Raw genomic sequence first — 23,427 nt, forward strand, 5'->3', positions numbered from 1 at the left:
CGGGCCCCACCACGGGGGAGCCCCCGACCCGAGGGGCCGGGGGCTCGCTCAACCGTTGTCGCCGATGCGGTCGTGCACCCGCTTCAGTCGTGGGCGCCGAGCCCGCCCACGCGACAGACCATGGTGGTCGTGAGGGGCTGGAACCCCTCCTCCTCGAGGAATCCGATGTCCTCGGAGGAGGTGGCCAGCGCCGAGAACTCGATGTCGCGGACGCCCGACGAGCCGAGCTGGTTCCGCATCTCTTCCAGGAGCTTGGAACCCACACCGGTGCCGGTGTACTCCGGGTCGATGGCGAAGGTCTGGACGACGGCCACCCGGTCGCCGCGGTCCCAACTGCCGAGGGCGTTGTCGCGGATGGTGACCATCGCGTAGCCGGCCAGGTCGCCGTCGTGCTCGGCGAGGATGGCCATGGTGCCGGGGTCGCGCAGCCACTGCAGGTACTGGGCGCGGCGGCGCCGCCAGGACTCCTCCAGGCTCATCGTGCCGATGATCTCCTGCAGGTGCGGGGCGGTCACGGTGTGCCGCTGGTGGAGCGCGCCCCACAGGTCCGCGAGTTCTTCCACCTCGTGGGAGCCCAGGTACCGGAAACCGAGGACACCCAGGTCGGACGGCCGAGGTTTGGTCATCAGCGAAGTTTGCATTTTCTTCTCACCCGTTCCAGCAGCGTGAGGTGGCGGCATCCGGGGTCCGAGGTCCCGAGTGCCCGGTGGTTGAGCTGTGCCTCTGACTGTACGTGCGGGCCTGCGCCCCTGTAGGTGCAACATGAGAAAACTCGCGCAAGAGATCTCTGTAATGAAAGAAGTCTGGTTCTTTCCTTCTGGCTGGCGGAGGGGTGGCGTCGGAGGGTTCGATCGCGGTGACCCTCTGTGTTCCAGTGTGTACCGGATCACGCCCCGAAACCACTCAACACGGCCGAAAGTACGCCGAAACCTGCATGTTCTGTCCTAAGTTGGAGAGCATGATCGACCTTCGGCGGTTGCAGCTCCTCCAAGCCCTCGACCAGCACCGCACCGTCGCTGGAACAGCAGAGGCACTCCGCGTCACACCGTCGGCGGTGTCCCAACAACTCGCTTCCCTCGCCAAGGAGGCCGGCGTCGCCCTCGTCGAACGCCATGACCGCCGCTTCCTGCTCACCGGTGCCGGACGGGTCCTGTTGGAACGGGCCCACGTCATCTTCGCCGAGATGGAACGCGCCACCGCAGACCTGCACGCCTACTCCGCAGGCGACCGCGGTGTCGTACGAGTGGGTGCCTTCTCCACCGGCATCAGCGATCTGATCGCCCCCGCCCTGGCGCGCCTGCGCGAGAGCCACCCCGGCTGGAGCTTCGAGGTCGTGCAGGCCGAACCCGAGGCGAGCACCGAGATGGTCCGCGACGGACGCCTCGACATCGCCCTCACCATGTCCACCTCCCACATGCCCCCGGCCGGTGACCCCGAGTTCCGGACCGAGCCGGTCATGGTGGAGCTCTTCGACGCGATCCTGCCCTACCAGCATCCCCTCGCCACCCGCACCGACCTGCACCTGGCCGAGGACCTGGCCGGGGAGGACTGGATCATGTCCGCCCCCGGCACCGCCTGGCACTCCTGCGTCACCGGTGCGACCAGCCAGGCCGGGTTCCAACCGCGTGTGGCCCACACCGTCGACGACTTCAGCGCCGTCTTCGCCCTCGTGCGCGCGGGCCTGGGCATCGCCCTCATGCCCCGCCTGGCCTGGACCGGACACAACCCGCCGAACGTGGTCGTGCGAGGGGTGGGCGAGACCGCGCGCCGCCACATCGTCGCCCTCACCCGCGCCGGGGCCGGAGCCGAGCCCCTGATCACCGCCGTGCGCGAGGCCGCCAGCAAGGTCCCCGTGCCCTCCGTGGGCCCCTTCGCCGTCGCCGGCTGACCTCAGCCCTCCCAGGGCAGATCAGGAACGTCCTCCAACACGGAGCGGGCCGACTCGTGCAGGTAACGGGCGGTCACCCGGATCGGTTTCCACGCCCAGCCGCCGGTACGCCCGGCCAGATAGATCTGGCGCACACCGCCCAGCTCACCCACCGGCGCGTGTGCCACACCGCGCCGGGTCGTGGCCGCCAACCGCGGCACCACCGCCACCGCCAACCCGGCCGCCACCAGGTCCTCGATCAGGGCCAAGTTGTCGATGCGGTGCACCAGGCGCGGGGTGAACCCGGCATCGGCGCACATCCGCTGCACCAGAGCGTCCTCATCACGCCGGAACGGACTCGCGATCCAGGACGCGTCCGCGTGCTCGCGCAGGCGCCGCCGCGTGAGCGTGCGGCTGTCGGCGCCCGCCGAGGGTTGGGACAACAACAGCTCCTCCGTGCCGATCGGGCGCACCGTCAGGGTCTCCGGGAAAATTCGGGGGAGCAGGCTGTACTGGTACACCACCCCGAGGTCGGCGCCGCCCTCCTGCAGCAGGTCCAGGGCCTGCTCCGACTCGTACTCGGTCAGATCGACCTCGATGCCGGGATGGTCCTCGCGCAGACGCCGCACCGCGGGCAACACCAGGGGTGCCGCGCTGGTGTACATGACCAGGTGGACGCGGCCCTCAGGTTCGCCCTCACCCTCGAACTCGGCCCGTGCGGCCTCCACCCGCGCCAGGATCCCCACCGCGTGTTCGGCCAGGCGCCGCCCCGCCGGGGTCAGCCGCACCCGCCGGCCGTCCGGGGCGATCAACGGGACCCCCGTCTCACGCTCGAGCACGGCGAAGTGTTTGGACACCGCCGACGTGCTCATCCCTGTGACCTCGGACACCGCCGCCATCGTGCCCAGACGCCCGAGTTCGACCAGCAGGCGCAGCCGTGTGAAATCCATCCACTGAAACTACACGGTCCATCAACCACAGCTCCCTGGACAGAAACGGAGGGCGTGGATGCAATGGTCGGGTGATCCTCTCCTCCCTTCCCTCGCTGAGCCGTGCCCGATTCGGGGTGCCGGCGCCCCTCATGCTGCTCATCGGCATGTTCGCCCTGCACACCGGCAGCGCGATGACCGTGCACGCCTTCGAGGCCGCCGCCCCCGCGACCGTCACCTGGATGCGACTGACTTGGGCCGCCCTGCTCCTGGTGGCCCTCGGCGGCCCGTCCCTGTGGCGCGCGGTGCGTGCGGCGAGCCCGCGTGAGCTCGGTTCCGTGGTGATCCTGGGCACAGCGAGCGCGGGGATGATGCTCTTCTACTCCGAGGCGACGGCGCGCATCGAACTCGGCACCGCCACCTCCATCGAGTTCCTCGGCACCCTCGTGGTCGCCGTCCTGGCCATGCGGCGCCGGCGCGAACTCGTCTGGATCGTCGCCGCAGTGGCCGGGGTCCTCTGCCTCACCCGCCCCTGGCAGGGCGAGCTCGACCTGGCCGGCATCGGTTTCGCCCTCGCCGGCGCCCTGTGCGTGGTCGGCTACATCGTCCTGACCCAGCGGGTGGGCGCCGGGTTCGGCGCCGTGCACGGCCTGGCGCTGTCGATGGTCGTCGGCGCCGCGGTCACCGCGCCCCTGGGTGCACCGGGAGCGGTCATGGACCCGAACCCGCAGCTGATCGCTCTCACCCTGCTCATCGCGCTGCTGTTCCCGATGCTCCCGTTCCTGCTGGAGATGGTCGCCCTGCAGCGCATGAGCCGCACGGCCTTCAGCACCTTCTCCAGCCTCGAACCGGCCGTCGCCCTGCTCATGGGCATGCTCCTCATCGGCCAGACCCCGGTCGCCGTCCAGGTCCTCGGTATGGCCCTGGTCGTGATCGCCGGGATCGGAGCCGCACGCGGTGACCGTTCCGACCGCCCAGCCGTGCGCCGCCCAGCCGTGCGCCGCCCAGCCGTGCGCCGTGCGGTCCGGCGCCGAGACACCGGTGCCGGACCGGGGCCGGAGGGCAGCGCCCCCGGGGCCCGCCCCTCCGACGGTGCGGACGGGCACCCGCACACACCCGTGACTGCGTCCGAGTCCGTTCCGCCCTCCGGCCAGGTACTGTCCAGAGGCTGACGGGGGCGAGGCCTCGCCGGCTAAGCGTCGTCGGGGGCCGCCGCTCCGGTCCCCTCGGCGATCTCCCTCAGAGCCCGCACATGCGCCTGGAAAGCGGCCCGGCCCTCGGACGTCAGGCTCAGCGAAGTACGGGTGCGCCGGCCCACCGCGAACTTGCCGACCTTCACGTAACCGGCGTTCTCCAACACCGAGACCTGCTTGGACAACGCCGAGTCCGAGACCTCCACCGCATCGCGCACGAACCGGAACTCGGCCTGGTCGGCGGCGGCCAACGCCGCCATCACCGAGAACCGGACGGGGGAGTGGATGGTCTCGTCCAAGCGCGAACGCGGGTGCCTCACCGCTGCCTCCCGGCCGTGCGCAGCGTGTACACCGTCAGCGCCCACGGCGGCAGCGCGGTGGCAACGGCCATCGGTACCCACCAGGCCGGCTCGCCGGGGAAGAAATTCCGGCCCACCAGGAGCGCCACGGAGTACAGCACCGCCCACCCCAGGATCATCGCCGTGTGCAGCCACCCGAACCGCCGGGGGCTCACCGGACGCGTCGCTGCCCACACCACCAGAACCAGCACCATGAGCCCGAACACGGCCATGACCGCGGTACGCAGCGGACCGTGCGAGGCCATGCCCGTGGTCAGGACCACACTCAGGGTCCCCACACCGAAGACCGCGCAGTAGAGGGCCAACCACCGTCCGCCCCCGCGCACCCGGTCGCCCAGCGCGTTCGCCCGATCCAGGGCCCGGCGTGCCTCGTCCTCCCGCATGGAACCCCCTCCGCTTCACGTGATGCCAGAGTGGCACCGGTCTGAGTACTCGGCAACTGCTTGCCGGCGCGGGAACTCGCCGAGCCCCCGCGCCGTTACTGATCACGCGTCCACATCCGCATGTACTAGCTTGGTGCGATCATGCCGTCCCCAACTGACCTCGAACTCCTGCGCGCCCATGAACCGGTGCTCGTGTACACCAAAGGGGAACTGTTCTTCCCCGCCGACGTGGAGTCCTACGTCCGTAACTGCAGCCTTTGGACCGAGGAACCCAACGGCCGCGAACGCCTCGCCGTCCCGGCCGGCGAACTCACTCTCGACCGCCTCTCACGGGCGGAGGAGGAGTGGCCGCGCAGCTACAAGCACCTGCGGTTCGTGCAGGAGGACACCCTCCGTGAGGAGGTCCGCCGCTTCAAGGGCATCGCGCGCTCGGTCATCCCCAAGAGCGGCCGCCTGGTCGCCGTCGGTGTCCTGGGCAGGGTCCTCGACATTCTCATGAAGCTGTCCCTGCTCGTGCGCGGGACCGTCCCCGGCGGTGTCACCTACGCTGCCGTCACCCGCTACCGCGAACGCCTCGACGACGGACGCGCCCACTACTACGGCCGGGTCACCCGTGAGGGCGGCTACATCGTCCTGCAGTACTGGTTCTTCTACGCGATGAACGACTGGCGCACCATCTACGGCGGCGTCAACGACCACGAGGCCGACTGGGAACGTGTGACCGTCCACCTGGCCGAAGACCCCGACGGCACCACCCGCCCCGTCTGGGTGGGCGCCTCCTCGCACGAGTACCACGGCGACGACCTGCGCCGCAGCTGGGAGGACACCGACCTGCACCGCGAGGGCCTCCACCCGCGTGTCTACGTCGGAGCCGGCTCCCACTCGCACCAGATGCTGCCCGGCGACTACCTCATCCAGGTCGATCCCTCGTTCCTGCGCGGACTCGTACGCGCCTGGCGCCGCCTCACCCAGCGCCTCTTCCGAGCCGACAGCGCCATCAACCGCCACGGCATCGGAGTGCCCTTCGTCGACTACGCCCGCGGCGACGGCATCAAACTCGGCCCCGGCGGCGACCGCGAGTGGAACGCCGTCCTCGTCGACGACGAGACCCCCTGGGTGCGGGGCTACCGCGGGCTGTGGGGACGCGACACCGGCGACTTCTTCGACGGCGAGCGTGCACCCAGCGGGCCCCGCTACGAACGCGACGGCACCGTCCGCCGCTCCTGGGCCGATCCCCTGGCCTGGGTCGGGTTGCAGAAGGTGGCCCCCACCGAGGAGGCCGCCCGTGCCCAACTGCGCGCCCACATCGAGGACCTGGACCGCACCATCCAAGAACTGGACGCCGATCTCGTGCGCGGGCGCGACGAGATGCGCCGCCTCGACTCCGCACGGATGGTCCTCGCCCGCGAGGTGCACTCCCGGCCGCTCGCCCGCGAGTACGGCGAAAAACTGGAGGAGATGGAGGAAGAGCACGCCCGCCTCTACGAACGCCAGGTCCTGACCTGCGACGAGCGCGAGTCCCACCTGCGGGCCCTGGACTCGGACACCCCGCTGGTGCCCGACCCCACCGGCCACCTCAAGACCCCGCACACGCCCTACGCCTCCGGCGAGCAGCGCCACAACCGGTTCCAGTACCTGTGGGTGGCTCTGAGCACCCCGCTTCTGCTGGTGTCGCTGGCACTGACGCTGTTCCTGCTCGACGGACAGTGGACCCTGTACGCGATGTTCGGTGTCGTCCTCGCCTTCGCCGCCATCGACGCCGTCGCCCGCCGCAGGTTCCGCCAGTACCTGATCGGTATCGCGGTCGTGGCGGTGGTCCTCGGTCTCCTCGCGGGGGTGGTGGCCGCCTTCGTCGCCGACTGGCGCATCGCCGTCACCGTGCCCGTGGGGATCGTCGTCGTGGTCCTGCTGGTGGTCAACGTCCGCGACCTCTTCCGGCGCTGACCGTGTTCCGCCGGGCCGCTCGTTCCGGCCCGGCGGAACACACCGGCGTTAGCCTGAAGGCATGGACGAGCCGCTGTTCGGGTCGCCGCCGGTGACCGTGGCACCCGGGGCCGTGCACGTGCCCGGGTGGCTCGACGCCTCCACCCAGCGCACCCTCCTCGAGCGCTGCCGGGACTGGGCGCGCGGACCGGCGGGCACACGCCACCACACCATGCCGCGCGGTGGCCGCATGAGCGTGTCGACGACCAGCCTGGGATGGTTCTGGCGGCCCTACTCCTACAGTGATCGCCTGCCTGACGGCACACCCGTCCGGCCCTTCCCCGAGCTGCTGTCCGAACTGGCCGACCGGGCCCTGACCGCGGCCCTCGGACGGCCCGCCGCCGAGGAGGACCCGCCCTACGACATCGCCCTGGTCAACTTCTACGACGCCGACGCGCGCATGGGTATGCACCAGGACAAGGACGAACACGCCGACATGCCCGTGATCTCCCTCAGCCTCGGCGACACCTGCGTGTTCCGCTTCGGCAACACCGAGACCCGCACCCGCCCCTACACCGACGTGGAACTGCGCAGCGGCGACCTCTTCGTCTTCGGCGGCTCCGCGCGCATGGCCTACCACGGGGTGCCCCGCACCCGCCCCGACACCGCGCCCTCCTGGCTCGGCCTCCGCGGACGCCTCAACATCACGCTGCGGGCCCTGGGTCGCCCGTGAACCTCCTGCCTGCGTGTCGGCCCCCGGCGAGCCGCTCACGCACGGGCGAAGATCGAGCTGTCACGAGCCGATCCACCAGGGAGCCGATGATGTCCGAACCCGCACCGGAACGCACCATGGCCGTGGGCCACAGGACCACCACGGCGCCCTCCGACGCCGCTCCCGGGGAAGTGCGCACGCTGCTGTACCGGGGCGGCAGCCGGGAACGGGGGACCGACACCGTCCAGGAGGCCCACCAGGCGGTCACCTCCGACCCCGGCCTCATGGCATGGGTGGCCATGCGCGCACCCGACCGCACCCAGCTCACCGAACTCGCCCGCACCTTCGGCCTGCCGGCCTTGGCGCTGGAGGACACGATCGTGGCCCATCAGCGCCCCAAGGCCGAGACCTACGGCGGGGTGGTGTTCGTCGTACTGCGTCCGGCCGGCTACGACGACGTGTACGAACGGGTCGAGGTCGGTGAGATGCATCTGTTCGCCTCGGAGAACGTCGTCATCACCATCGGCCACACCGAGCAGGTCGATCTGGAGAGCGTGCGTCGCCGTCTGGACTCGGAACCGCGCCTCCTCCGGCACGGCACACTCGCGGTGGTCTACGGCGTCCTCGACGCGGTCGTGGACGCCTACGCTCCCGCCGTCTCCGCCCTGCAGCAGGACATCGACGAGCTCGAGACCCAGGTCTTCGACGGTGATCCCCAAGCCGCCGGACGTGTCTACCGGCTCACCCGGGAGGTCATCCTCCTGCAGCGGGCCGTGGATCCCCTCGGTGCTGTGCTGCAGGACCTCATGGCATCCCCGGAGCATTCCGACCCGGCCGGATCCGACCGGCCGCGGACGCACGGTTGCGACCCCGACCGCGTCCTCCTGCACCACCACATGCGCGACGTCGCGGACCACGTGACGGCCGTGCGCGAACACGTCGACGGGTTCCGCCAACTGCTGGAGGACATCATGTCGGTCAACAACTCCCTCATCGACCAGTCCCAGAACGAGGCGATGAAGAAGATCTCCTCCTGGGGCGGCATCCTCGTCGTGCCGGCCCTGATCGCTTCCTTCTACGGCATGAACAACGCTCCGCAGGACGCCATCCACTGGATGTTCAGCTGGCCGGCGACCCTGGTGCTCATGGTGTTGTCCGCCCTTGTCCTGTACGGGCTCTTTCGCCACTACGACTGGCTCTGAGCCCCGGCCCCTGCGGCCGGGCCGGATCAGGCCTGTCGGCGGGCCACGCCTCCGAACGCGCCGACCACGGCCCCCAGAGCGAACATGGAGGCCTCGTCCTCGCCCAGGTGCACGATTCCGGCCGGCACCCGGACCCGGTAGGGCTTGTCCTCGCAGGCGCGGATCTCCAGGCCGTCGATGATCCCCTGCCCCTCCAGCATCAGGAGGGCTTCTTCGATCCTGCCCCTGCGGTCACCGCGTGACCAGATCGACGACATCTGCCAACTCTCATTCAGGATCCTGGACCGGGGGACCGCCGGTCACCCGAACGACACGAGCGCCGCGTCATCCCAGACATACCACCGCGGTGGGCGGCGCACCCGGGGTCTTTCCCTTCCTGCCGTGCGGTGGCCGGAAACGGTCACGTCAGGCCGTCGAAGGGGCCGTGGTCTGCTTCGGTGCCACGGCGCATCGAATCGTGTGTGTGCCGTCCGGTCCCCTCGCCGGAAGTTGCGCCCCCGGTGGTCGGTCCGGGGCCCTGTGACCGGGCTTTCGGGGCGTCCCGGAGCGGTCGCGGGTTGTCCCTGCGGCCTCGCGGGTGCATCCTGGCGACGCTCTCCGGACCGGCGGGGCTCCAGCCGCGCCAACGAGCCCCGATCCTGCCCTGCGAACCCGAGTGGACCGGCCGACCGGGCCGCAGGCACCGCCGGGGCGGCTCCTCGCCGTCCCGCCCGTGCCGAGCGGCCCGGGTCGGCACCGGCTCGTGCGCCTGCGCGGGAAACCTGTGGCATCGCACAGGAGGCAAAAGGGATCTACAACGTAAAAGCGAGTCTCGCATGCAGAAATGTGCATCACATGGGTCCCGAAAAACACTCCCGCCTCCCCACCCCGGTTCCGTAAGGTGGAGCCCACGCGCTCCACGTGCGTGGGCCGGTGCGGGGCACAGGACGGGTGCCCCGGGCCGGAAGGCCGGCGTGGGTGGGGCCGTGCGCGGGTACCGGGGAAGCCCCCGGTACCCGTTGCCATCTCTGTCAGCGGGTCTTCATGACCGCGGGCAGGAGGCCGGTGATGATCATCATGCTCAGGCTCACGACCATGAGCACGAATCCGATGGTTCCGAGCATTGCTGGGTGTCCTCACCTTCGCTTGTGGCCGTCACGGACAGCCGCGCGGGGCGGCCCGATCCGGCGCCGCCCCGGAACCGGAGCGGCCTCTACCTCTGCGCGGTCACCTTATCCCGGCCACAGCACAGGCTCCCGGCGGGTGCCCGTCGCGACCTGCGTGCTCATCCCCACGTCCGCAGATGGGCCTGCACCAGCCACCGGTCCGCCCAGTCGGTGTCGGGCTCCTCGGGCACGTCGGCCTCGACGCACAGCACCGACAACCGTTCCTCCAGCCGCCGTGCGCGCTCCAGCGCCTCCTGGCGTGTGCGCTCTCCCCGCCGCAACGACAGCAGCCACGAACGGTCCGGTTCGGGCATCGGCAGGCTCATCCGTCCCCGCTCCATCAGCTCCACACCCTGCAACCCCAACCTGACCATGTGGTAGGCGAACTTGGTGTCGAAGCCGTGCGCCTCCACCAGCTCGGGACGGTTGGTGTGCCCGTGCCCACCCGTCATGCGCTCGCGTTGGGCACGCAGATACCCCAGGAACCGGTGGCCGGCGCGCCGGGTCACGAACCGTTGCGCCTGGGCCCGCAGCTCCCGGCCCAGGCCGGTGACGGCCACGATCTCCTCCTCGGGCGCGAACAACGGCAGCAGCACCGTCGGGTTGCCCTCCAGGGCCAACCGGGTCCACTTGCGCAGCGAGTACACCGTCAGGTCCAGGTCGCCTTCGCCCGAACGCACGTGCTCGGGGCGGCTGCGGTACACGTACTGCTCGAAGCGGCGCAGCCCCGCCACGTACTCCGGGGGCTCGACGCAGATGCCCATTTCGTCCCGGTCGCCCTCCTCCAGGGCCAACCCGTGCACCCGCGAACCCACCTGGCAGCGCAGCACGGTCCCCTCCTCGGCGATGCGGGCGAACTCCTCGCTCGTGTGCTTCAACGCGCCCCCCTGCGCACTCGGTGACACGACGGCGGCAATCTACCGGTGCCCGCCCGGCCGTGCCGAAGGATTTTTCCGACACGTCCCCCTTGCTCGGGCCTCCTCGAGGGCCGTATGACTGGTCAGCGACCGCCACGCCCGGCCCCGGCCGGGCCCGACCCCGAGAGAGATCAGGCCGTGCCCCCTCACCCCACCCGCCCCGAGATCGACACCGCCGTTCCCCACAACGCCCGCATCTGGAACCACTGGTTGGGCGGCAAGGACAACTACCCCGTCGACCGGGAGCTCGGCGAACAGATCCGGGCCTTCTTCCCCGAGATCGTCGACAATGCCCGGGCCGACCGGGCCTTCCTGGTCCGTACCGTCACCCATCTGGTCCGGGAGGAGGGCATCGACCAGTTCCTCGACATCGGCACCGGTCTGCCCACCCACAACAACACCCACGAGGTCGCCCAGGCACTGGACCCGCGCGCCCGGGTGGTCTACGCCGACAACGACCCCCTCGTACTGGCCCACGCGCGCGCCTTGCTCGTGGGCACCGAGGAGGGACGCACCGACTACGTCGACGCCGACCTGACCGACCCCGGCGCCATTCTGGAGGCGGCCGCGCGCACACTCGACCTGGATCGGCCGGTGGCCCTGATGCTGTTGGGTGTGCTCAACTTCGTCGGGGAGGACGCCGTGGTCCGCGATGTGCTGGACCGGCTGTCGGAGGCGCTCGCCCCGGGCAGTTTCCTGGTGATCGCCCACCCCACCGACGAGGTCGACCACGAACGCGCCCATGAGGTCGCCGAGGCCTGGAACGAGCGTGGTACACCCCTTCTGACCATGCGTTCGGCCGACCGTGTGCGTTCCTTCTTCGCGGGCCTGGAGATGCTGGAGCCGGGACTGGTCTCCTGTCCCCTGTGGCGTCCCGACGCCACCGAGGTCGGCGCCGCCCGCCCCGTCGCCGAGTACGGGGGTGTGGCCCGCAAGAGATGAGGCGCGCCGCGTGTCCGGGTGGTCAGGCGGGCAGCAGCACCCGCGTGAAGGAGGCGGACCGGTCCCGGACACGGCGGGGTCCGCCGCCTTTCCGGCGGGCCCTGTGCACGGGGCGGGGTCAGAGCTGGCGCTGGTCGATGATGCGGCGGAACTTGCCGACCGAGCGCTCGATGCCCTCGGGATCGACGACGTCGACGGTGACGCTCACCCCGACCCGGTCCTTCACGGTCGCGACGATCTCCTTGCTCAGGCTCACGCGGCGGTCGGCGGTGCAGTCCGGGGCTGCCTCCACGCGCACGGACATGCGGTCCATCCGGCCGTCCTTGGTGAGTACGAGCTGGAAGTGCGGGGCGAGCCCGTCCAGGTCCAGGAGGATCTCCTCGATCTGGGTGGGGAAGACGTTGACCCCGCGCAGGATGATCATGTCGTCGCTGCGGCCGGTGACCTTGTCCATGCGGCGCACTGAGCGGGCGGTGCCCGCGCGCAGTGTGGTCAGGTCGCGGGTGCGGTAACGGATGACGGGCATGGCCTGTTTGGTCAGGGAGGTCAGGGCCAGTTCGCCGTTCTGCCCGTCGGGCAGAACGGCGTGGCTGACGGGGTCGAGGACCTCGGGGTAGAAGTGGTCCTCCCAGACGTGGAGGCCGTCCTTGGTCTCCACGCACTCGTTGGCCACGCCCGGTCCCATGACTTCGGAGAGGCCGTAGATGTCGACGGCGTGGAGGTCGAATCGTTCCTCGATCTCGCGGCGCATCTGCTCGGTCCAGGGTTCGGCGCCGAAGATGCCGGTCTTAAGGGAGGTCGTGCGCGGGTCGATGCCCTGGCGTTCGAACTCGTCCAGCAGGGTCAGCATGTAGCTGGGTGTGATCATGATGATCTCGGGGCGGAAGTCCTGGATGAGTTGGACCTGTTTGGCGGTCTGGCCGCCGGAGGCGGGGATGACGGTGCAGCCCAGTTTCTCGGCGCCGTAGTGGGCGCCCAGTCCGCCGGTGAAGAGGCCGTAGCCGTAGGAGACGTGCACTTTCTGGCCGGGGCGGCCGCCGGCGGCGCGTACCGAGCGGGCCACGACGCTCGCCCAGGTGTCGATGTCGTCCTCGGTGTAGCCGACCACGGTGGGGCGGCCGGTGGTTCCGCTGGAGGCGTGGATGCGGCTGACCTGTTCCTGGGGGACCGCGAGCATGCCGAAGGGGTAGGTGTCGCGCAGGTCGTCCTTGGTGGTGTGGGGGAAGTGTCGGAGGTCTTCCAGGGCCTCGAGGTCCTCGGGGTGCACGCCGGCCTCGTCGAACTTGCGCTTGTACAGCGGCACGTTCTCGTAGGCGTGCTTCAGGGTCCACTGCAGGCGGGTGAGCTGCGTTGCGCGCAGCTCGTCGACACTCATTCGCTCGGCCGGGTCGAGTTCCTGGGGATCCGGCGCCTGACCGAGGCGCTGGGAAAGGGCAGTACCGGCCGACTGCGGGGTCGTGTCGTGGATTGCCATGGGCCTCTCCGGATACTGAGCGCGGTTCTACCGCCAGGCCGGACGCCTGGGAGGGGCGGCGGGTGGCCCGCGCGTCGGGTGGACGCGGTCCGTCCGCGGGGTGGACCGACTTGCTTACTGACCGACCGTTCGGTTACTAATGCATTTATTCAGTCTCCGGTCAGCCGTGTCAAGGAGAAGTGTCGATGAGTTCACAGGCGATGGTGGCACGCGCCACCACGATGGGTACGGGAGGGCACACGTGAATGAGGACCACTCGGCCGGCGGGGCCCGGGGACAGGGCACCCACTCGTGTTGGAGCGCGCGTGAGTGAAGAGTTCGAGACCCTGGACGTCGACCGGCGCGAGGACCGCGTGGTGGTGGAACTGCACCGCTCCGAGGCCCGCAACGCCATCAACGGCCGCATGATCGAGGAACTGCACCAGGTGTGCGCCGAGGTCGAGACCGATCCCAGACCCCTGCTGCTGACCGGGCACGGCACCGTCTTCGCCGGGGGCGCCGACATCACCGAACTGCGTGCCCGTGGTCGCCAGGAGGCCCTGGACGGCATCAACAGCCGCCTGTTCGAGCGGCTGCACCGCCTGCGGGTGCCCACTGTGGCGGCGGTGGACGGGTTCGCGCTGGGCGGCGGCGCCGAGCTGTCCTACGCGTGCGACATCCGGATCGCCACGCCCACGGCCGTCTTCGCCCAACCCGAGCCGGGGCTGGGCATCATCGCGGGCGCCGGTGCGTGTTGGCGCCTGCGCGAGCTGGTGGGTGTCTCGGTCGCCAAACAGGTGCTGCTGGGCGGCTACCGGCTCGACGCCGACGCGGCGCTGCGCCATGGGCTGGTCGCCGAGATCGTGCCCTCGGAGGGGCTGCGCGAGCGCGCCCACGCTCTGCTGGACCGCATGGCCCGGAGTTCGGCCCAGGCCCTGCGCCTGACCAAGGCGGTCGTGGATGCCGACGGTCCCCATCCGTTGGCCGACGACCTGACGCAGGCGGTGCTGTTCGAGAGCGCCGACAAACACGAGCGGATGAGTCGTTTCCTGGAGAGGAAGAAGCCTTGAGCAGCACCCAGCAGCCGGTTCCCGAAACCGTCGCCGTCGTCGGCGGGGGCACCATGGGGGCCGGTATCGTCCAGCAGTTCCTCACCGCGGGTGCTCGCGTGGTGCTGGTGGAGGCCTCGGGGGAGGCCGCCGCGGCCGGGCGCGAGCGTGTGGCGGCCGGTCTGGGGAAAGCCCGCGAGCGCGGCAAGATCGAGAGTGGGCCCGAGGACTACCTGGCGGCCCTGACCACGGTGGTCGCGGTCGAACAGATCCCCGCCGGGGCGGGTCTGGTGGTGGAGGCGGTGCCCGAGAAACCCGAACTCAAGATCGCCGTGCTCGCCGCCGCCGAGGCGGCCGTGGGTGAGGACGCCGTCCTGGCCTCCAACACCAGTTCGCTGTCGGTGAGCGACCTGGCGGCGGCGCTGAAGCGTCCCGCACGGTTCCTGGGCACCCATTTCTTCAACCCGGTTCCGGCCTCCAGGCTCGTGGAGATCGTCACCGCGCCCGAGACCGACCCGGTGGTGCTGGCGTCGGTGCGCGGTTGGGTCGGCGCCTTGGGCAAGGCCGAGATCGTGGTCCGTGATGCCCCCGGCTTCGCCACCAGCCGTCTGGGCGTGGCCCTGGGGCTGGAGGCGATCCGCATGGTCGAGGAGGGGGTCGCCTCCCCGGCCGACATCGACACCGCCATGGAGCTGGGGTACCGCCACCCCATGGGTCCGCTGGCCTTGACCGATCTGGTCGGGCTGGACGTGCGTATGGCCATCGCCGAGCATCTGGCGGGTGAGCTGGGGGACCGGTTCGCTCCGCCCGAACTCCTGCGCCGTAAGGTCGCCGAGGGAGAGCTCGGCCGCAAGAGCGGTCAGGGTTTCCACGACTGGAACGAGGAGTGAGAGCGTGAGCGAACAGAAGGCGGCGGAGTTCGTCGAGGCCGATGGTCTGGCCACGGTGCGGCTCAACAGCCCGGCCCTGACCCGCGAGGTCAAGGAGGAGCTGCTGGGTGCGTTGCGGCAGGCCGCCGAGTCCGCGACCGCCCGTGCGGTGCTCGTGGTGGGTTCGGGTCGGGCTTTCTGCGTGGGCCAGGACCTGGCCGAGCACGCCACGATCCTGGAGCAGGCCCCCGAACAGGCCCTGACGACGGTGCGCGAGCACTACAACCCCATCGTCCAGGCTTTCGAGAACATCCAGGTTCCGGTGGTGGTCGGTATCGGTGGCGCCTGCGTGGGCGCGGGTCTGGGTTTCGCCCTGGCCGGGGACGTGCGGGTGGCCGCGCGCCGGGCCAAGTTCGGTACCGCCTTCACCGGCATCGGGCTGGCCTCGGACTCGGGGCTGGCGGTGCGCCTGGTGCGTGCGCTGGGCAGCGCCCGGGCCATGGAGCTGATGCTGCTGGGCACGATGCTCCCGGCCGAGCGTGCCCTCGAGTTGGGGCTGGTCACCGAGGTCGTGGACGACGACGCCTGGCAAGAGCGGGCCCGTGAGCTGGCCTCGACCTTGGCGGCCGGTCCCACCAGTGCGTTCGTGGCGGCCAAGCGTGAGGTGCGCTCGGCCTCCGAGGGCGGACGCGACCTTCCCGAGCTGTTGGAGGAGGAGGCCGACCTCCAGAACCAGCTGGGCACGACCGGTGACCACGTCGGTGCGGTCGCGTCGTTCCTGAACAAGGAGAAGCCGGCCTTCTCCGGGAACTGACGGAGGGTTCGCCGCGCGGATCGTTGCGGCACGTCCGGATCCGGACGCTCGAGGACTTGCGTCGGGCGGACGGATCCGGGGATACTAATTACTGACCGAACGTTCGGTTATGAATGGGGACGGAGAACCATGACAACCACGGCAGGGGAAGCGCCCCCAGAAGCGGACCGGGCCCTGCAGGCCGACTTCGACACCAAGGTCGCCGCCAAACAGCGCATCGAGCCCCGAGACTGGATGCCGGAGGGCTACCGCAAGAGCCTGGTGCGCCAGATCGCCCAGCACGCCCACTCCGAGATCATCGGCATGCAACCCGAGGGCGACTGGATCGCGTCCGCGCCGAGCCTGCGCCGCAAAGCCATCCTGCTGGCCAAGGTCCAGGACGAGGCCGGTCACGGCCTGTACCTGTATGCCGCCGCCGAGACCCTCGGCGTGGACCGTGCCGAACTCACCGAGCGTCTGATCGATGGGCGCCAGAAGTACTCCTCGATCTTCAACTACCCCTCCCTGACCTACGCCGACGTCGGCGTCATCGGCTGGCTCGTGGACGGCGCCGCCATCTGCAACCAGGTGCCGCTGTGCCGCACCTCCTTCGGCCCCTACGCCCGCGCCATGGTGCGTATCTGCAAGGAGGAGTCCTTCCACCAGCGCCAGGGCTACGAACTGCTCATGCGCATGATGGAGGGGACCCGGAGCCAGCGCAGGACGGTCCAGGAGGCCGTGGACCGCTGGTGGTGGCCCTCGCTGATGATGTTCGGCCCGCCCGATGCCGATTCCCCCAACACCCAGCAGTCGCTGGAGTGGGGCATCAAGATCGACACCAACGACGCCCTGCGCCGCAAGTTCGTCGACATGACCGTGCCCCAGGCCGACAAACTCGGTGTCACCCTGCCCGACCCCGAACTCGTCTGGAACGAGGACAGCGGCCAGTACGACTTCGGCGAGCCCGACTGGAACGAGTTCAAACAGGTCGTCTCCGGTAACGGCCCCTGCAACGCCGAGCGCGTGGCCCGCCGCCGCGCCGCGCACGAGGAGGGTGCGTGGGTCCGGGAGGCCGCCACCGCCTACGCGAACAAGCACCGCAACACCCAGGAGGTGGCCGTATGAGCGCCGACGACAAGCCCGGGCCCGTCCGGCCCGAATGGCCGCTCTACGAGGTCTTCGTCCGCGGCAAGCGCGGCCTGAACCACGTGCACGTGGGGTCCCTGCACGCTCCCGACGAGCAGATGGCGCTGCACAACGCCCGCAACCTGTACACGCGCCGCAACGAGGGCGTCAGCATCTGGGTGGTGCGCGCGGAGGACATCACCGCTTCCAGCCCGGACGAGAAGGACCCCTTCTTCGAGCCGAGCGGTGACAAGGTCTACCGTCACCCCACCTTCTATCCCGTCCCCGAGGACGTCCCCCACATCTAGGGCGAGCATGCGCTGCACGGTAGGCGCCGCAGGACGCAGGGGACCGAAGAGGCATTGAGGAACGACATTGAGTGGCGAGAACATCTTCACCGGGATGGTCGAGGAACACGACGGTGACGAGCGCTGGGCCTTCGGTACCGGTTTCACCGAGGCGCTGGCGGGTGTGGACACCGCCCTGCCCGAGGGCGTGGACGGTGGGGAACTGGCGCAGTACTGCCAGATGCTCGGCGACGACGCCCTCGTCCAGGCCCAGCGCCTGAGCCAGTGGGTCACCGACGCGCCCGAACTGGAGGAGGAGGTGGCCCTGGCCAACATCGCGCTCGACCTGATCGGCCAGGCCCGCCTGCTGCTGGCCCGTGCCGGGCAGGCCGACGGAACCGGTCGGGACGAGGACGCCTTCGCCTACCGGCGTGAGGCCGCACAGTTTCGCAACGTGCGTCTGGCCGCGGCGCCCCGGGGCGACTTCGCCCGCGCGATCGTGACCCTGTTGGCCCTGTCCAGCTGGCGTCTGGCCTTGATGAGCCGGCTGAGCCGGAGCCGTGACCCGGTCCTGGCCGCGATCGCCGCCAAGGCCGTCAACGAGCTGACCTACCACCGCGAGTACGCGGTCTCCTGGGCTCTGCGCCTGGGCGACGGCACCGAGTACTCCCGCGAGCGCACGGCCGCGGCGGTGGCCCAGGTGTGGCCCGACACCGGAGAGCTCTTCGCCACCCACCCCGTGGAGGCCCGCCTGGCCGAGCTCGGTGTGGGGGTGGACCCGGGCCCGCTGAGAGCCGAGGTGCACGACGTACTGGTGCAGGTGCTGACCGCCGCCACCCTGGACGCGCCCGCCGCTTTCCCCGAGTCGGTCCTGGCCGGGCGCAGCGGCGACCACGGCCCCGAACTCGCCCCTCTGCTGCAGGAGATGCAGGAAGTGGCCCGAGCGCACCCGGAGGCGACATGGTGAGCACACTGACCGAACGCGACCGTGCCCGTGGGGCCGCCGCGGCGGTGACCGATCCCGAACTGCCCATGCTGACCCTTCAGGACCTGGGCATCCTGCGGGAGGTGCGGATCGAGCAGGACGGCACCGTCGCCGTGTGGATCACGCCCACCTACTCGGGCTGCCCGGCATTGGCCGAGATGCGGGCGGATGTGGACCGTGCCGTCCGGGCGGCCGGTTTCGAGCGGGTCGAGGTGCGCACGGCGCTGTCCCCGGCCTGGAGCTCGGACTGGATCACCGAGCGGGGGCGCCGCAAGCTCTCCGAGTACGGCATCTCCCCGCCCGGGCAGGCCCCGGAGCGTCCCAGCGGCCCCGTCCCGTTGACGCTCCTGCCCACCAGGGCCGTTCCGCGCTGTCCCCTGTGCGGGTCCGACGGGACCGAGGAGTTGTCCCGGTTCGGTGCGACCTCGTGCAAGTCCTTGCACCGCTGCCGCAGTTGCCTCGAACCGTTCGAGCACGTCAAGGAGATCTGACAGTGTCCACCACCGTGACCGAAGCGCCCGCCCGGAACCGGGGTACCTTCCACCGGCTACGTGTGGCCGACGTCGAGCGTTTGTGCGAGGACGCCGTCGCGGTCACCTTCGACGTTCCCGACCACCTCGCCGGGTTCTACGCCTTCGCGCCCGGCCAGTCCCTGACCCTGCGCCGTGAGGTCGAGGGGGTGGAGGAGCGGCGCAGCTACTCCATCTGCGCCCCCGTGGGGCGGGCGCCCCGGGTGGGTGTGCGTCTGGTCTCCGGTGGCCTGTTCTCCACCTGGCTGGTCGAGGAGGTGCGGCCCGGTGACGAGATCGAGGTCGGTGCACCCGTCGGCCGGTTCAGCCCCGATCTGGACCGGGCCGGCCGGCACGTGCTCGTGGCCGCAGGGTCCGGTATCACCCCGGTGCTGTCGATGGCTTCCTCGCTGCTGGGGCGCACCGACTCGACGGTGACGCTGCTGTACGGCAACCGTCGCAGCGCCTCGGTGATGTTCGCCGACGAGTTGGCCGACCTCAAGGACCGTTACGGCCCCCGCCTGGAGCTGGTCCACGTGCTCTCCCGTGAGCCCCGCGAGTCGGAGCTGTTCACCGGCCGGCTCGACGCCGAAAAACTCGACCGCTTGTTGAACACGGTGGTGGCGGCCGATGCCGTCGACCAGTGGTGGCTGTGCGGGCCCTACGGCATGGTCACCGACGCCCAGCAGGTGTTGGCCGAGCACGGGGTCGAGGGTGAACGCATCCACCAGGAGCTTTTCTTCGTGGAGGGGGCCGAGCCGCCGCCGCAGGCCCGCCACGAGGAGCCCGAGGTCGATGGGCCCTCCACCGAGGTCACCGTCGTGCTGGACGGCCGCTCCAACACCATGACCCTGCCGCGCGGGGTGCCGGTGCTGGACTCGGCCCAGCGGTACCGTCCCGACCTGCCCTTCGCCTGCAAGGGCGGGGTGTGCGGCACCTGCCGGGTCCAGGTGTGCGAGGGCGAGGTGAAGATGCGCCGCAACTACGCCCTGACCCCGGCCGAGGTCGAGGCGGGGTACGCGTTGGCCTGCCAGTCGTTGCCGCAGACCGATGAGCTCACCGTCGACTTCGACTCCTGAGGAAGGAGAAGGGCGCCTCGGCCGGTCCGGGGTGCCCGACCCGCACATGAGCGTCACCGACCCCTCGCAGGGGGAGAACGAGACCGCCCGCCGCATGTTCGAGGCCGACCGTGCCTCCAAGAACCTGGGCATGCGCCTGGTGGAGGCCGGCCACGGCACGGCGACCGTGGAGATGACCGTGGGTGCGCTCATGGTCAACGGCCACGGCATCGCGCACGGTGGTTTCGTCTTCAGCCTGGCCGACACCGCCTTTGCCTGTGCCTGCAACGTCGACGGGCGCGGGATCACCGTGGCCTCGGGCGCGGACGTGACCTTCGTGTCCCCGGCCGAGGAGGGCGACGTGCTGGTGGCCACGGCCACCGAACGTGTGGTGCGCGGCCGTAGCGGGGTCTACGACGTGACCGTGCGCCGGGGTGAGGACGTGGTGGCGGAGTTCCGTGGCCGCAGCCGCACCCTGCCCTCACGCGAGTAGGCCGACGCGGCCCCGTCCACAAGCGGCCAGTGGCCGGAACGGAGTTGTCGCCTCTGCCCGGCCGGGGGACAGTGGAGCGATGGACGCCGGACCTCCCCTCGCCCCGACCCCCGAGCTGCCCCCCGAACTCGGCCCTCTGGAGAGCGGGGATCCACGCGTCGTGGGCCCCTACCGTCTGGTGGGCCGGATCGGCGCCGGCGGTATGGGAGCCGTCTACGGGGCCTTGGACGGTCAGGGGTCGTGCGTGGCGGTCAAGACCGTCCACGCCGGCTTCGCCCGGAAGTCCTCGTCCCGGGAGGCCTTCGCCCGCGAGGTCGAGATGCTGGGGCGCGCCGGCGGGATCAGTACTGCCCGTCTGCACGACGCCGACCCCGAAGCGGCGGTGCCCTGGCTGGCCTTCGACTACGTGCCCGGCCGCGACCTGCGTACCCACGTACGTGCGTTCGGCCCGCTCGAGGGCGACATGCTCCGCACCTTCGCGCTGGGAATCGCAGAGGGTCTGCTCGCCCTGCACGCGGCGGGGATCGCCCATCGGGACATCAAACCGGGCAACGTCATCCTGTCCCCGCAGGGACCGAAGATCGTGGACTTCGGTATCGCGGTCAGAATCGGCACCGAACGCTCCTCCGACGCCTCGGCCTCCTACGGCACCCCCGGCTGGGTGGCCCCCGAACGTTACTCCGGGGCGGCCGCGGACCCGTCCGCCGACGTGTTCGCCTGGGGCGGGCTGGTGACGCTGGCCGCCACCGGACACCAGCCTTTCGGCACCGGTGACGCGGGGGAGCTGGCGAGCCGGGTGCGCGAAGGGGCGTACGACATCGACGGGGTGCCCGAGGATCTACTCGGCCTGGTCGAGGCAGCGCTGTCGGTGGCTCCGGGGCGGCGTCCGAGCTCCGAGGTGCTGGTGCGGGAGCTACTGCCCGAACCCGCCGAGGGGACGGAGGGCCGGGTCGCTCCTCCGCAGACGGCCACCGATTCCCTGCGCCGCATGCTCCACGATTACTGGCGCGGTGTGGATGATGCCGGACACGAGCCCGGCCGTTGGGCGGCGGCGCTGGGTGTGGCCTCCGCCGCCGGGCTGGGCGCGACCGCGCTCGGTTCGAGTGCTCTGGGTTCCGGCGGTGCCTCCGGAGCGGGAGCCGCCGGCACGACCGCGGGCGGGGCCACGACGGCGGCGGGCGGAGGCGCGACCGGGACGGGCCTGACCACTGGGGGCGCACTGAGCGGGGTCGCCACGTCCAAGCTCGGCCTGGCCGGCGCGGGTCTGCTCGCCGTGGCCGGACTGGGCGCCGGCGGCTTCGTGGTCCACGACCAGGTGAGTGAGAACCCGTCGGAGACGGTCGCCGCTGCGGTGTCGGTACTGGAGGAAGGGTCGGGGTTCACCGCCCAGGTGGAACGGGTGCCCGTGAACGGGGGCGAGACGGTCACCGAGGAGTACCTGTACTCGGCCGACACCGACAGTTTCCTCCTCACGGGGCAGGCGATGGGGCAGGAAACGGTAGCCGTGGCCAACCACGGTGGTGAGTTGTACGTGTATGCCCCGCGTGCGGGGAGTATCTCCTGGGGCAACTGGAACGCCTCCGCCGAGCCGCTCGAGATCGAGGCGGGCGTGAGCGAGGATTCCGTCTCACTGGATCTGGTTACCGGACCGTTGCGTGCTCTGGCCGAGTCGGGGGAGGCCGAGGGTACGGACGAGGAAGGGGTGTACTCGGGGCCGACCACGCTCGAGGTCCTGGACGAGGGGATCCTGACCTCGGCGGAGGCCGAGGGCAGGGCCGAAATCGACGAGGACGATGCGCCGGTGTGGGTGGACTACACCACCGAGCGGTGGGAGGTACACGTGGAGTTCACCGGTACCGACGAGGAGGTCACGGTGGAGGACCCCCAGATCTCGTCCCTGCAGGACGGGATCGGCTGGGCCGCTGTCCACGCGCCGGTGTGCGGGAGCGTGACCGCCGTAGAGCGGGAGTGGCAGGTCCGAGCCAGCGGCTGGGAGGTGGACTGTGCCTATGCGATGGAGCTTGCGCAGATGATGAGCGAGACCGAGACCTACGGGGAGAACGCCGATCCGGAGCGTGTGCAGCACCTGGCCGGACACAGCGGTAGTGGCGGCAGCACCTGGCTCGTCGACGAGGCCATGGCCTGTTCTCTCTTCCGTCACGAGCCGGGCGGGAACATCGCCAACCGCACCTTCCTGTTGTCGGCGTGTCAGCCGGCTGAGGTCCTGAGTGAGGGCACCCAGGAACGGCCCTACGACGAGGTGGAGTTCGAGGGCAGAACCCTGATCGACTTCCACGAACAGCCCTGACCGGGGTAGTACGACGGCACTGTGGGGCCGGGCCCTGACACACGAGAGGTCCGGGGGCGCGACGGTGTCGCGCCCCCGGACATAGCTGTGGCCCGCGTCCCCCAACGCGGGCCACAGCGGGCGCGGCCAGGGTGCACTGAGTGCGGTCTGGCCGCTGGGAAGGCGAATGCGGCATATCAAGTCGTGTCGGAAACCCCCATTACCGACACGCGCGCTCGCATCCGCGCATGGTTTGTGGTGAGTACCTCGAGGGCTCTGAAGGGTGTGGGGTTTTCGGTCTCAAGGCGCTTCACCTGGATCAACGCCTCTAATGACTGTGGTGTTCCCGCTGTGGGTACCGATTTTTCGTCTTGGCCGTTAAAAACCCGGTGAGGAATGGGCAACGGCCAGGTCGAAGGGGCAGGTGCCGGGTGTGCAGGGGTGGGATCGTGAGGGCCGAAACCCCTGTCGCTTGGGGCTTGTGGGACCTGTGGGCCGGTTCTGTGTGCCGAGCCCGGGTGGGGCAGGACACCTGTGGGGGAGGGACAGTTCACCGGGTCGGTGTGGAGGAAGCGGAGGACCGGTGGCGGCGATGCGGATGACCCGTCCTGCCGCCGGCGGGGGAGGGGCGCGGGTGTGCGGGTTCGGTGTCGGTGCGGCGGTGCCGGGACAGGTGGTCCAGGACCTCGGGCAGGGCCTGGGCCAGGCGGACGGGTGCGCGGTCGGGGGTGCGGTCCGGGGCGGTCTCGTCGACGGGGCCGGTAGGGGGCATGGCGGTGCGGGCGCGGAGCGCCCTCCTCCTCGTCGGTGTGCGATCGGTCCGCGGCCACGGTGGTCGCGGGTGTGTCGTCCTCCATCTGGGATAGCACGCGCCAGTGACATTCTGTGGGCACGGAGCGTGGCCTGTGGACGAACACGGTCCTCGGGAGCGGGGAGCGTCACGGTGG

The 23,427-nt window shown here is 70.4% G+C and carries 24 protein-coding genes; 16 read left to right on the top strand and 8 right to left on the bottom strand.

Annotation, left to right across the window (positions count from 1 at the left end; genetic code table 11):
* Positions 1–83: 83 nt before the first annotated feature.
* The gene (locus tag D473_RS0121880; RefSeq protein WP_017611179.1) at positions 84–626 is read right to left on the bottom strand and encodes a GNAT family N-acetyltransferase; all 543 of its coding nucleotides are present in this window, start codon (positions 624–626) and stop codon (positions 84–86) included.
* 332 nt (positions 627–958) lie between these two features.
* Here D473_RS0121880 and D473_RS0121885 point away from each other — a divergent pair, with 332 nt between their 5' ends.
* Positions 959–1,888, top strand: a complete 930-nt coding sequence (locus D473_RS0121885; protein ID WP_017611180.1) for a LysR family transcriptional regulator — start codon at positions 959–961, stop codon at positions 1,886–1,888.
* A gap of 2 nt (positions 1,889–1,890) precedes the next feature.
* On the opposite strand, the gene D473_RS0121890 is transcribed toward D473_RS0121885, so the two are convergent.
* Positions 1,891–2,817 (bottom strand): LysR family transcriptional regulator, encoded by a 927-nt coding sequence (locus D473_RS0121890; RefSeq protein ID WP_017611181.1) that lies wholly within the window; start codon positions 2,815–2,817, stop codon positions 1,891–1,893.
* A 71-nt stretch (positions 2,818–2,888) separates the two neighbouring features.
* On the opposite strand from D473_RS0121890, the gene D473_RS0121895 reads away from it, so the two are divergent.
* Complete coding sequence (locus D473_RS0121895) at positions 2,889–3,968, top strand: EamA family transporter (RefSeq protein ID WP_017611182.1); 1,080 nt, start codon at positions 2,889–2,891, stop codon at positions 3,966–3,968.
* Between the two features lie 20 nt (positions 3,969–3,988).
* Here D473_RS0121895 and D473_RS0121900 read toward each other — a convergent pair whose 3' ends face one another.
* On the bottom strand, positions 3,989–4,309 hold the full coding sequence (locus D473_RS0121900; RefSeq protein WP_033353806.1) for a winged helix-turn-helix domain-containing protein: 321 nt from the start codon (positions 4,307–4,309) through the stop codon (positions 3,989–3,991).
* Positions 4,306–4,731, bottom strand: coding sequence for a hypothetical protein (locus D473_RS0121905; protein WP_017611184.1), 426 nt, complete (start codon positions 4,729–4,731; stop codon positions 4,306–4,308). Before D473_RS0121905 ends, D473_RS0121900 begins: the two co-directional genes overlap by 4 nt.
* 141 nt (positions 4,732–4,872) lie before the next feature.
* Between D473_RS0121905 and D473_RS0121910 the strand changes: the two genes are divergently transcribed.
* The 3 genes from D473_RS0121910 (at position 4,873) to D473_RS0121920 (ending at position 8,568) form a co-directional block, all read left to right on the top strand.
* Positions 4,873–6,675, top strand: a complete 1,803-nt coding sequence (locus tag D473_RS0121910) for a hypothetical protein (RefSeq protein WP_026127191.1) — start codon at positions 4,873–4,875, stop codon at positions 6,673–6,675.
* A 61-nt stretch (positions 6,676–6,736) separates the two neighbouring features.
* The gene (locus D473_RS0121915; protein ID WP_017611186.1) at positions 6,737–7,387 is read left to right on the top strand and encodes an alpha-ketoglutarate-dependent dioxygenase AlkB family protein; all 651 of its coding nucleotides are present in this window, start codon (positions 6,737–6,739) and stop codon (positions 7,385–7,387) included.
* A gap of 89 nt (positions 7,388–7,476) precedes the next feature.
* Entirely contained in the window at positions 7,477–8,568 is a 1,092-nt protein-coding gene (locus tag D473_RS0121920; protein WP_026127192.1) for a magnesium and cobalt transport protein CorA, read from the top strand.
* A 26-nt stretch (positions 8,569–8,594) separates the two neighbouring features.
* Here the strand turns inward: D473_RS0121920 and D473_RS27775 are convergent, their stop codons facing one another.
* Positions 8,595–8,825, bottom strand: a complete 231-nt coding sequence (locus D473_RS27775; RefSeq protein ID WP_017611188.1) for a hypothetical protein — start codon at positions 8,823–8,825, stop codon at positions 8,595–8,597.
* Positions 8,826–9,832: 1,007 nt separating this feature from the next.
* A complete protein-coding gene (locus tag D473_RS0121935) occupies positions 9,833–10,591 on the bottom strand; it encodes a nucleotidyltransferase domain-containing protein (protein ID WP_017611190.1) in 759 nt (252 codons plus the stop codon).
* Positions 10,592–10,768: 177 nt separating this feature from the next.
* On the opposite strand from D473_RS0121935, the gene D473_RS0121940 reads away from it, so the two are divergent.
* Positions 10,769–11,572, top strand: a complete 804-nt coding sequence (locus D473_RS0121940; RefSeq protein WP_017611191.1) for an SAM-dependent methyltransferase — start codon at positions 10,769–10,771, stop codon at positions 11,570–11,572.
* 118 nt (positions 11,573–11,690) lie between these two features.
* Here D473_RS0121940 and paaK read toward each other — a convergent pair whose 3' ends face one another.
* Positions 11,691–13,046 carry a phenylacetate--CoA ligase PaaK gene (paaK, locus tag D473_RS0121945; RefSeq protein WP_017611192.1) on the bottom strand — a complete coding sequence of 452 codons (1,356 nt, stop codon included), beginning with the start codon at positions 13,044–13,046 and terminating at the stop codon, positions 11,691–11,693.
* Between the two features lie 305 nt (positions 13,047–13,351).
* Between paaK and D473_RS0121950 the strand changes: the two genes are divergently transcribed.
* The 10 genes from D473_RS0121950 (at position 13,352) to D473_RS0121995 (ending at position 22,501) form a co-directional block, all read left to right on the top strand.
* Positions 13,352–14,095, top strand: coding sequence for an enoyl-CoA hydratase/isomerase family protein (locus tag D473_RS0121950; protein ID WP_017611193.1), 744 nt, complete (start codon positions 13,352–13,354; stop codon positions 14,093–14,095).
* Positions 14,096–14,148: 53 nt separating this feature from the next.
* The gene (locus D473_RS0121955) at positions 14,149–14,964 is read left to right on the top strand and encodes a 3-hydroxyacyl-CoA dehydrogenase family protein (RefSeq protein WP_394296777.1); all 816 of its coding nucleotides are present in this window, start codon (positions 14,149–14,151) and stop codon (positions 14,962–14,964) included.
* A gap of 4 nt (positions 14,965–14,968) precedes the next feature.
* Positions 14,969–15,757: an enoyl-CoA hydratase/isomerase family protein gene (locus tag D473_RS0121960; protein WP_017611195.1), complete on the top strand. Its 789-nt coding sequence runs from the start codon at positions 14,969–14,971 to the stop codon at positions 15,755–15,757.
* Between the two features lie 129 nt (positions 15,758–15,886).
* On the top strand, positions 15,887–16,861 hold the full coding sequence (paaA, locus tag D473_RS0121965) for a 1,2-phenylacetyl-CoA epoxidase subunit PaaA (protein WP_017611196.1): 975 nt from the start codon (positions 15,887–15,889) through the stop codon (positions 16,859–16,861).
* Entirely contained in the window at positions 16,858–17,169 is a 312-nt protein-coding gene (gene paaB / locus D473_RS0121970; protein WP_017611197.1) for a 1,2-phenylacetyl-CoA epoxidase subunit PaaB, read from the top strand. The genes paaA and paaB overlap by 4 nt, the downstream gene beginning before the upstream one ends.
* 67 nt (positions 17,170–17,236) lie before the next feature.
* On the top strand, positions 17,237–18,115 hold the full coding sequence (gene paaC / locus D473_RS0121975; protein ID WP_017611198.1) for a 1,2-phenylacetyl-CoA epoxidase subunit PaaC: 879 nt from the start codon (positions 17,237–17,239) through the stop codon (positions 18,113–18,115).
* Complete coding sequence (gene paaD, locus D473_RS0121980) at positions 18,109–18,624, top strand: 1,2-phenylacetyl-CoA epoxidase subunit PaaD (protein ID WP_017611199.1); 516 nt, start codon at positions 18,109–18,111, stop codon at positions 18,622–18,624. Before paaC ends, paaD begins: the two co-directional genes overlap by 7 nt.
* A 2-nt stretch (positions 18,625–18,626) precedes the next feature.
* The gene (gene paaE, locus D473_RS0121985) at positions 18,627–19,721 is read left to right on the top strand and encodes a 1,2-phenylacetyl-CoA epoxidase subunit PaaE (RefSeq protein ID WP_017611200.1); all 1,095 of its coding nucleotides are present in this window, start codon (positions 18,627–18,629) and stop codon (positions 19,719–19,721) included.
* A gap of 46 nt (positions 19,722–19,767) precedes the next feature.
* Positions 19,768–20,193, top strand: a complete 426-nt coding sequence (gene paaI / locus D473_RS0121990; protein WP_026127194.1) for a hydroxyphenylacetyl-CoA thioesterase PaaI — start codon at positions 19,768–19,770, stop codon at positions 20,191–20,193.
* Between the two features lie 79 nt (positions 20,194–20,272).
* A complete protein-coding gene (locus tag D473_RS0121995) occupies positions 20,273–22,501 on the top strand; it encodes a serine/threonine-protein kinase (RefSeq protein WP_017611202.1) in 2,229 nt (742 codons plus the stop codon).
* Between the two features lie 529 nt (positions 22,502–23,030).
* Here D473_RS0121995 and D473_RS0122000 read toward each other — a convergent pair.
* Positions 23,031–23,252, bottom strand: coding sequence for a hypothetical protein (locus tag D473_RS0122000; RefSeq protein ID WP_017611203.1), 222 nt, complete (start codon positions 23,250–23,252; stop codon positions 23,031–23,033).
* Positions 23,253–23,427 lie beyond the last annotated feature (175 nt).

The sequence above is a fragment of the Nocardiopsis xinjiangensis YIM 90004 genome (genome assembly GCF_000341145.1).
GTDB lineage: Bacteria > Actinomycetota > Actinomycetes > Streptosporangiales > Streptosporangiaceae > Nocardiopsis > Nocardiopsis xinjiangensis.